The sequence below is a fragment of the Roseateles sp. P5_E1 genome, from assembly GCF_054049335.1.
Genome location: NZ_JBFUMN010000059.1, coordinates 23,042 through 31,268 on the forward strand (window position 1 = coordinate 23,042; position 8,227 = coordinate 31,268).

Below are 8,227 nucleotides of genomic sequence, written 5' to 3' on the forward strand. Positions count from 1 at the left end.
CTCAGCCGCCCAGCACCTGCTGGCGCGTGGCCAGCTCTTCGGCGGTGAAGGGGCTCCAATCGGGCCGCTGCGCGTAGAGCCGGTACAGGGCCTTCAGGTTGGCGCGCACCAGCGTGTCGTTCGGGTCCAGCGCCAGCACGGCCAGCAGTTCGTCGGCCAGCACCTTGGCCGACGCCCCATCCAGCGGCCGCTGTGCCGCCATCATGACCGCGGCTGCCTGGCGCGCCGCGGCGTCGCCGGGCAGGCGCTGGGCGGCCAGCGTGAACTGGCGGCCTGCGGCGTCGCGCTGCTCCGCAACCCAGGCCAGCTGGCCACGCAGGCCGGCAGCCACGGCCCAGGCGTTGGGGGCCAGCTCCGCGGGCACGGCGCGCTCGTAGCGGGCCAATGCCGCGAGCGCCGCGTCGGCCATGGGCTGGCGCTGCGCGGTGGGCACGCCGCCGGTGCGCAGCCGCAGCCAGCCGGCCACGCCCTCGGCGAAGTCCAGTTCAGGCAGCCAGCGCGACAGCGACCACTCCGGCGTGTCGTCACCCGCGCGGGCACGCACCCAGCCCGCCGGCAGGCCGGGCCGCATGGGTGCCAGGCGCAGCCAGTCGCCGCGCGACTCGGCCACCCAGTAAGGGAAGCTCTGGTTCGTGGAGCGGCCGATCTCCACGCCGGGCGCGTCGAGGTCGGGGGCGGGCCGCACACGCAGCGCTGCGCGGAAGGCGGCATCGATGCGCGCCAGGTCCTCCAGCCGGATGCGGCGCGGCGCAAAGGACAGCGCCTGCGCGGGAAGTGCCGCCTGCAACTCCAGCGTCGTATCACCGGCGCGCAGTGGCACCTTGAGCACCTCGGGCACGAGGCCATCGACGCCCTGGCGCGCGAAGCGCAGATAGCTCTGCAGGAAGATCTCGCCATCCTGCTCGAACAGCCGCCCCCACAGCACGACGACGCCCTGACCCGCCTTCAGCCGGCCACTGGCCACGCCGGTGCGGCTGACGCGGTTCAGCACCTGGTCCACGTCGCAGACGCGGCCGGGCTCGGCCACCAGGTCCACCACGCCGATGGAGCCGAACTTCAGCATGGACATCAGCAGCTGCAACTGGGCCAGCGCGGACATCTGCCGGCTGGCGTCCTGCAGCGCCTGCGGGCCGGCCTGGGCGCGCCAGGGCAGCACCAGGGCGTTGACGGCCGCATCGCTGAACACGACGGGATCGGAGCAGGGCCGGATGTCCATCGCCAGCAGCCGCAGCGGCAGCAGGGCGAGCGACAGCGCCAGCAGCGCGTTCTGCAGGCGGCGCATCACTCGGCTCCCGCGCAAGGTTGGGCCGCCTGCTGCAGGCGCAGCGGGCCGGTCTTGGGGTAGGCCGCGTCGGCGAGCGCATCGTGCAGCACGCGACTGGCGCTGCCCCGCACGAAATCGCGCAGCGCGGCCAGGTCGGTCTTGCTGCGACCGGCCAGCGGGCGCTTGAGCATGGCGCCCAGCAAGCTGCTGGCACGACACAGATTGGCGTAGGCCGGCTCGTAGGCGTGCTCGCGCAGCAGTTTCAGGCCCAGGGCGCTGGCGACGAAGGCGTCCAGATCGAGCGGCTTGGAGATGAGCTGCACGGCGTCCTGCGTGGGCGCGGCGCCGACCTCGGGGTAGCGCAGGCGCTGCAGGCCGGTCGGTACGGTCTCACGCTGGTCGGCCGCAAAGCGCAGCGGCACCAGCAGATAGTTGATCTGCGCGCTCAGCACCGGTGGCGTGCCATCGCGGTCGACGACGCCCCAGACCTCCAGCAGCACGCGCTGGTCATTGAGCTGCTCGACGACCTCGGCACTGAACTCGCTGCCGTCCAGTGCCGGCGCCCGCTTCGGGCAGGCGCGAAAAGCCACCGGCGTCGCGCCCGGGTTGATCCAATGCTCATCGCGCTCCTGATCCAGCTCGAACTGCAGCTTATTCAGGAAGCGGTCGATGGCCGCGCGGTCCGGCATGGCCGCGCCACTGGGTTCACTGAGCAGCACCGTGAAGCGGCCCGATGCCGGCGCGCAATTCACGACGGCGGCCTGCGCCTGGGCACAGAAAAGCAGGGCGAGCAAGGCGACTCTCATGGCGTCACTCCAGGTTGCTGATGGCTTCGTCCACGGTCTGCTTCAGGCGCGGATAGGCCTCGGCGGGCGCGGCGATGTCGCCGCCGACGCGCTGGCGCAGCTCGTCGGGCTTGCCGGCCACCGCGGCGTTGACGAAGTCGCGGTAGCGGCGTAGCTGCGGCAGGGCCTTGGTGCAGCCGTTGTCGCCAATGAGGCCGACGAGGGTGCGATGGGCGCCGATGTCGTAGTGCTGGTTGCGCTTGAGCAGCAGCGGCGGCAGCACGCGGCACAGCGTCTGCGGCTCGCGCACGGCCATGGCCTCCAGGCCGCGCGTGGCGGCAACGGCGTGCAGGTCGGGGCGGCGCAGCTCCATCAGCAGGGCCGGCAGCGCCGGCTCGCCGAAGGAGGCCAGCACGACGGCGGCGTTGTTGAGCTTGCCGAGGTCTTCCTCCTCGGTGAGCTTCTGCAGCACCGCCAGCATTTCCTTGGTGTAGCTCAGGTCAAGCTGGCGCTGCTTGATGGCCAGGTCCACCGAGTCCTTGATCCAGAAGCCCAGCACCAGCACGACGACACTGGCCAACAGCTTGGGGGCCTCCGCGCCCATCCAGCCGAGGATGCGGGCGGGCCAAGGCTTGGGAGGCGATGCCGGGGCGTCCATGGCGCAGTGTGGGCCGCCGACGGGCCGGCGCGCAATCCCACAGGGGTACGGCATCCTCTCGGCAGCGGATCGCGGTGGGGGTGACGTCCCGAAGACATCGGCCCACAGGCGGCACAATCCGGGCGACGCCTCACCCACGCCATGACGCCCGCTCGCCACGCCCGCCGCCACCCCCGCGCCTTTGCCGCGTGGTTGCTGGCCGTGCTTGTGCTGGGCCTGCTGGCGCCGGGCATCAGCGCGGCAATGGCACATGCGCGGGGTGACTTCTCCGCCTGGCAGGACATCTGCCGCGCATCCACGGTTTCCAGCAAAGGCGCCACGCCCAAGCCCATCGAGAAGGCGCTGGATGTGCTGGCCCACGGCCATTGCGCAGCCTGCCATATCGCTGCGGCGGATCTCGCGCCGCCGCCCGCCGTGCAAGTCATCGCACTGCGCACGGAACTGGGTTTCGAAGCCCCCGGGCGCTTCTGGACCGCACCGGTCACCGCCCACGCCTGGCGCCCCGCCAGCGCACGCGCCCCACCCGGGCTGATCTGAGTCCATCGCCGCCGCGGCCGTCCTGGCCCGGCGTTTGGCCGTCCTCCGCTGCGGGCGACGGCGCGACCCAGATCCGGCCTTTCCATGAAGAAATCCTCCCCCGCGCGCGCGGCTGCCGCCAGCGCCCTTCTGTCTGTCTGGACCGTGGCACAGGCATGCGACGACTGCGACGACACCCCACTGCCCACCCAGGTGACCGCGACCGACGCCGACACGTCCACGCCCCGCAACAAGCTCGGTCTCGTGCGCGTGCAAGGCGCCGCGCCCAGCTCCCTGCCCACCAACATCCCGACCACACGCGAGACCGTCACGCGCGAGGACATCGCGCGCAGCATCAACGCGACCGATACCGAAGACGCGCTGAAGTACCTGCCCAGCCTGCTGGTGCGCAAGCGCTACATCGGCGACTACAACCACGCCATCCTGTCCAGCCGCGCCTCGGGCACCGGTAACAGCGCACGCTCGGCCGTCTACGCGGACGGCATGCTGCTGTCCAACTATCTGGGCAACGGCGTCGGCGGCCTGTCCTTCCCGCCGCGCTGGGGATTGGTGACGCCGGAGGAGATCGAGCGCGTCGACGTCATGTACGGGCCCTTCTCGGCCGCCTACCCCGGCAACTCGGCCGGCGCCGTCGTCGACTACGTGACGCGCATGCCGACCCAGTTCGAGGCCCATGCCAAGCTGGGCTATGTGTCCCAGCCCTTCGAGCTCTATGGCACCAAGGCCAACTACCGCGCCCGGCAGGCCAGCGCCTCGGTAGGCGACCGCGCCGGCGACCTCAGCTGGTGGCTCAACGTGAACCGCACCGACAGCGACGGCCAGCCGCTGACCTTCGCCAACCGCCTGGCCAGCACGGGCACCGTGGTCACCAACGGTACCCCGGTGACGGGCGCCGTGCTGGTGCCCAACAGCAATGGCCAGCCCTGGTATCTGCTGGGCTCGGCCACGCGATACAGCACCCGGCAGGACCACGTGAAGATCAAGCTGGCTTATGAGCTCAGCCCCACGCTGCGTGCCAGCTATGTGATGGGCGTCTGGCACAACGATTCAGACGGCAATTCAGAGAGCTGGCTGCGCGACGCGAGCGGCAAGCCCGTCTATTCGGGACCTGTCGTCATCGATGGCAAGCAGCTCACCGCGCCGACTGGTGGCGACTTCCCGTTGACGCGCGAGCAGCTGCTGCACGTCATGCACGGCCTGTCGGTCAAGAGCCGCAGCGGCGGTGAATGGGACTGGGAAGCCGCGGCCAGCCTTTACGACTACCGCAAGGACGACAAGCGCCAGAACACCGCCGGCAACCCACAGCCGGGCGCTCGGACGGGCGGCGCGGGCACGCTGGCCGACGGTAGCGGCACCGGCTGGAACACCCTCGCCCTCAAGGGCATCTGGCGCCCCGCGGGGACCGACCACGTCGTCGATCTCGGCCTGCAGCAGGACAGCTACCGGCTCAGCTACCTGACGTCCAACATCGCCGGCAACTACCTCGCTGACGGCCCCGGCGCGATGGCCGCCAATGTCCAGGGCAAAACCCGCCTGCAGGCCGCCTATGCACAGGACGCCTGGCTGCTGGCGCCCGACTGGAAGGCCGTGCTGGGCCTGCGCGCTGAAGCCTGGCAGGCCCACGACGGACGCACGGACTTCTCGGCCACGGCCGGCCAGGCCTATGCCGCGCGCAGCGAGAGCTTCCTGTCACCCAAGGCGGCCCTGTCCTGGCAGGCCACGGCCGACACCGTGCTCAAGGCCTCCGTCGGCCGGGCCGTTCGCATGCCCACCGTGGCCGAGCTGTATGGCGCCACGTCGACGACAAACTCGGCGTACATCAACGACCCCAACCTCAAGCCCGAGAAGTCCTGGACGGCCGAGCTGAGCGCTGAAGCCACCTGGGGACCGCTGCAGTCGCGCCTCACGCTGTTCGCCGAGACAACCCGCGATTCGCTGTACTCGCAGGCCCTCTTCGACCCGGCAGCCAACAGGAACGTCAGCCGCGTGCAGAACATCGACAAGATAGGCACGACCGGCCTGGAGGCCACGCTCGCCGCCAACGACTGGCTGCTCAAGGGCCTGGACCTGTCGGCCAGCGCGACCTACACCGACTCCAGGATCAAGGCCAACAGCGGCTTTGTCGCAACGCCGGGCGACACCCTGGGGCGTTGGCAGCCCAACATCCCGCGCTGGCGCGCCACCGCCCTGGCAGCCTGGCGCTTCGACGAGCACTGGAGCGCCAGCCTCGCGGCCCGCTACAGCGGCCGCCAGTACCGCACACTCAACAATGCCGACGTGAACGGCTTTGCCTACATGGGCGTCAGCAAGTATGCGACGGCCGATCTGCGCGTGCTGTGGAAGATTGACCGCCAGTGGAGCGCCGCCGTCGGCATCGACAACCTGAACAACTATCAATACTGGAACTTCCACCCCTACCCGCAACGCAGCTACTCGGCCGAGCTGAAATTCGATCTATGAAGACATACCTCACCGCCACTCTGCTTGCCGTCGCCGGCACCGCCCAGGCCCACATCACGCTGGAGCAGCCCGAGGCCCCGGCCGGCAGCAGCTACCGCGCCGTCTTCAAGGTCGGGCACGGCTGCGAGGGCGGCGCGGCGACGAAGGAAATCGTCGTGACCCTGCCGGAGGGCTTGCGCGGCGCCAAGCCCATGCCCAAAGCCGGCTGGACGCTGACCACCAAGCAGCGGCCGCTGAAAGTCCCCTACGACAGCCATGGCAAGGCCGTCACCGACGAACTGGCCGAGGCACGCTGGGTGGCCAATGGCGAGGCCAACTATGTGCAGGACGCCTGGTACGACGAGTTCGTGCTGCGCGTGTCCCTGCCAGCCGAGCCGGGCGAACTGGCCTTTGCCGTGCGCCAGGTCTGCACCCAGGGCGAATGGAACTGGGCCGAGCTGCCGAGCGCCGCCAACCCCAAGCCACGTGCATCGGCTGTCAGGTTGAAGGTGCTGCCCGCCCGTACCGAGGCTCACAGTCACTGAGCCGAAAAAGCCCGGTCGACCCCGGCTGATCGCGGCTTTGTTTTCAGATCGCTGCGCCGATGATTCAGCCCGTCACCAGTGCATGGCCCCCGGCAACGTTGCGGCCCCTGGCGAGGCGGCACGCGAGCCGCCCGCGACCATGAAAGCATGAGATTCGGGCCCGACTGCGTCACCTCCCAGTGTCGCCCTGCCAGGCCACCTGCGCTGTGATCCACGCCGCAGCCCCACGTCCCTCCGGGGTGCGTCCCGGGCGGCGTGAAGCGCTCTTTCGCCCCGAACGGCCTTGGCCGCTCGGGGCTTTACTTTGCCTACATGCAAGCGCCACTCGGCGTGCACCGGCGGCCTTCTGGGGACTGACCGGTAGCATCGCAACCTGTTGCAGCAGCAGGAGTTCTTCATGACAGTGCTCGCTCGATTCTGCGCGGCACTGTGGTTTGCGGTGGGGGTGCAGGCTGCGGCAGCCGTCGAGGTCGTGCGCATTCCGCGCCCCGAGGTTCGGGAAGACCGTCGGTCGGTCTACGCCGATCAATTGCTGGCGCTGGCGTTGGCGCGCTGCGGCACCGAGTACCGGATCGAGCATGCGGGTGTCACCATGAACCAGGAGCGCCAGGTCCTTGAGCTGGAGGCGGGGCGCATGATCGACGTGGCGCCCATTCCCGCCTCGCCCGAGCGCGAAGCCCGCCTGCTGGCGATCCGCATCCCCGTCAATCGCGGCATGCTCGGTTGGCGGGTTGGCCTCATCCGGCGCGGAGATCAGGCACGCTTTGGGTCGCTCAACTCACTGCAGCAGCTTCAGCAACTGCGGGTAGGCCAAGGCCAGAGCTGGCCGGACACCGAGATCCTGCGTGCCAACGGCATTCCGGTCGTGGCTGGCTCGGCCTACCTGGCGCTCTTCAACATGCTGCAGGGGGAACGATTCGACTACTTTCCCCGTGGGTTGACCGAGGTCTGGGATGAACTGGAGGAGCGCTCGGACCGCTTCGAGGTGGAGTCGCACGTGGTTCTGCACTACCCCTATGACGCCTACTTCATGGTGAACCGCAAGGCCACGAAGCTCGCCGCCGACATCGAGCGCGGACTGAACCAGGCGATGGCCGATGGCAGCTTTGACAAGCTCTTTGAGCGCTACTTCGGCGAACGGTTACGCCGTGCGCGCCTGCATGAGCGCGTGGTGATCGATCTCACCAATCCGCTGCTCACGCCCGGCGCTGCCACGCCTGTCGAACGTCCGGAGCTCTGGTACGACTTCCGGCGCTGGCCGGCGAAGGCGAAGTAGGCAACGACGCCCTCACGCCGACAAGGCAATTTGCCTTTGAGACGCAAGCAGGCCGCCCACGCGCCCAGCCCGGGTGCGCTGCCTCAGCGCATCGCGACGATGCCGCCCTCGGCCGACGGCGCCAGCAGGAACAAGCCAGCCTCGCTGCGTTCGCCGCTGCGCACCTGCACGTCCACCAGGCAGGCCTGGCCGACGTCGGTGGCACGCAGCAGCCGCGTCTGGCGCGGCTGCGACGAACGGCCCAGACGCTCGATGAGTTCGCGGTAGACCGCCACGCGGCCCGGCTCGCCGGCAGCGCCCAAGCTGCCCTGCATCGTGAACTGGGCCGTCAGGCCCCAGGCGTCGCTGGCATTCCAGCGGGCATCGAAATCGTCCAGCCGCCGCTGCAGGGCGACCTTGTCGTCGCAGGGCGACGCGGCGGCATGGGCTTCGGCGGGCAAAGACAGCACACCCGCAGCCACGAGGCCCAGAGCGGTGACGAGGGCCCAGCTCAGGCTGAGTGGGGCAGAAGAGGAATCAAAACGCTTCATGAGGATCTCCTGGAAAAGGATCAACGGGACAGAGACACGCTCGATGCGCCCGGGGCAGCTCGGCGCGCGCCGCCGGTGCGGCAGTGCTGAGCAGAAGGACGAGGTCGAGGCGTTGCATGGATCGCACTTTGCCGAGCAGGCCGGGCCCTGCCATCGCCCCGAAGAGCCATGCGACGAGCCACGACCGATGGCC

The 8,227-nt window shown here is 69.7% G+C and carries 9 protein-coding genes; 5 read left to right on the forward strand and 4 right to left on the reverse strand.

Features of this window, described 5'->3' with window-relative positions; translation table 11 throughout:
• Position 1 precedes the first annotated feature (1 nt).
• From ACXJKJ_RS26080 to ACXJKJ_RS26090, 3 genes are read right to left on the reverse strand one after another with little or no spacing between them, the layout of a single operon-like run.
• On the reverse strand, positions 2-1,282 hold the full coding sequence (locus ACXJKJ_RS26080) for a hypothetical protein (RefSeq protein ID WP_457393651.1): 1,281 nt from the start codon (positions 1,280-1,282) through the stop codon (positions 2-4).
• Positions 1,282-2,070, reverse strand: a complete 789-nt coding sequence (locus tag ACXJKJ_RS26085) for a hypothetical protein (RefSeq protein WP_457393653.1) — start codon at positions 2,068-2,070, stop codon at positions 1,282-1,284. Before ACXJKJ_RS26085 ends, ACXJKJ_RS26080 begins: the two co-directional genes overlap by 1 nt.
• 4 nt (positions 2,071-2,074) lie before the next feature.
• On the reverse strand, positions 2,075-2,707 hold the full coding sequence (locus ACXJKJ_RS26090) for a hypothetical protein (protein WP_457351413.1): 633 nt from the start codon (positions 2,705-2,707) through the stop codon (positions 2,075-2,077).
• A 141-nt stretch (positions 2,708-2,848) separates the two neighbouring features.
• On the opposite strand from ACXJKJ_RS26090, the gene ACXJKJ_RS26095 reads away from it, so the two are divergent.
• The 4 genes from ACXJKJ_RS26095 (at position 2,849) to ACXJKJ_RS26110 (ending at position 7,504) form a co-directional block, all read left to right on the forward strand.
• A complete protein-coding gene (locus tag ACXJKJ_RS26095; protein WP_457393655.1) occupies positions 2,849-3,244 on the forward strand; it encodes a DUF2946 family protein in 396 nt (131 codons plus the stop codon).
• An 84-nt stretch (positions 3,245-3,328) separates the two neighbouring features.
• Positions 3,329-5,704 carry a TonB-dependent receptor gene (locus ACXJKJ_RS26100; RefSeq protein ID WP_457393657.1) on the forward strand — a complete coding sequence of 792 codons (2,376 nt, stop codon included), beginning with the start codon at positions 3,329-3,331 and terminating at the stop codon, positions 5,702-5,704.
• Positions 5,701-6,228 (forward strand): YcnI family copper-binding membrane protein, encoded by a 528-nt coding sequence (locus ACXJKJ_RS26105; RefSeq protein WP_457393659.1) that lies wholly within the window; start codon positions 5,701-5,703, stop codon positions 6,226-6,228. The genes ACXJKJ_RS26100 and ACXJKJ_RS26105 overlap by 4 nt, the downstream gene beginning before the upstream one ends.
• Positions 6,229-6,625: 397 nt before the next feature.
• Complete coding sequence (locus ACXJKJ_RS26110) at positions 6,626-7,504, forward strand: hypothetical protein (protein WP_457393661.1); 879 nt, start codon at positions 6,626-6,628, stop codon at positions 7,502-7,504.
• A gap of 83 nt (positions 7,505-7,587) precedes the next feature.
• Here ACXJKJ_RS26110 and ACXJKJ_RS26115 read toward each other — a convergent pair whose 3' ends face one another.
• On the reverse strand, positions 7,588-8,034 hold the full coding sequence (locus tag ACXJKJ_RS26115) for a hypothetical protein (RefSeq protein WP_457393663.1): 447 nt from the start codon (positions 8,032-8,034) through the stop codon (positions 7,588-7,590).
• Here ACXJKJ_RS26115 and ACXJKJ_RS26120 point away from each other — a divergent pair.
• A partial coding sequence (locus ACXJKJ_RS26120; protein WP_457393665.1) for a hypothetical protein occupies positions 8,033-8,227 on the forward strand: 195 nt, incomplete at its 3' end. The genes ACXJKJ_RS26115 and ACXJKJ_RS26120 overlap by 2 nt on opposite strands.

What these genes read in the sequence shown, in the direction of transcription:
- ACXJKJ_RS26080 (WP_457393651.1), bottom strand. Translation starts at nt 1,282, where the DNA reads ATGCGCCGCCTGCAGAACGCGCTGCTGGCGCTGTCGCTCGCCCTGCTG.
- ACXJKJ_RS26085 (WP_457393653.1), bottom strand. Translation starts at nt 2,070, where the DNA reads ATGAGAGTCGCCTTGCTCGCCCTGCTTTTCTGTGCCCAGGCGCAGGCC.
- ACXJKJ_RS26090 (WP_457351413.1), bottom strand. Translation starts at nt 2,707, where the DNA reads ATGGACGCCCCGGCATCGCCTCCCAAGCCTTGGCCCGCCCGCATCCTC.
- ACXJKJ_RS26095 (WP_457393655.1), top strand. Translation starts at nt 2,849, where the DNA reads ATGACGCCCGCTCGCCACGCCCGCCGCCACCCCCGCGCCTTTGCCGCG.
- ACXJKJ_RS26100 (WP_457393657.1), top strand. Translation starts at nt 3,329, where the DNA reads ATGAAGAAATCCTCCCCCGCGCGCGCGGCTGCCGCCAGCGCCCTTCTG.
- ACXJKJ_RS26105 (WP_457393659.1), top strand. Translation starts at nt 5,701, where the DNA reads ATGAAGACATACCTCACCGCCACTCTGCTTGCCGTCGCCGGCACCGCC.
- ACXJKJ_RS26110 (WP_457393661.1), top strand. Translation starts at nt 6,626, where the DNA reads ATGACAGTGCTCGCTCGATTCTGCGCGGCACTGTGGTTTGCGGTGGGG.
- ACXJKJ_RS26115 (WP_457393663.1), bottom strand. Translation starts at nt 8,034, where the DNA reads ATGAAGCGTTTTGATTCCTCTTCTGCCCCACTCAGCCTGAGCTGGGCC.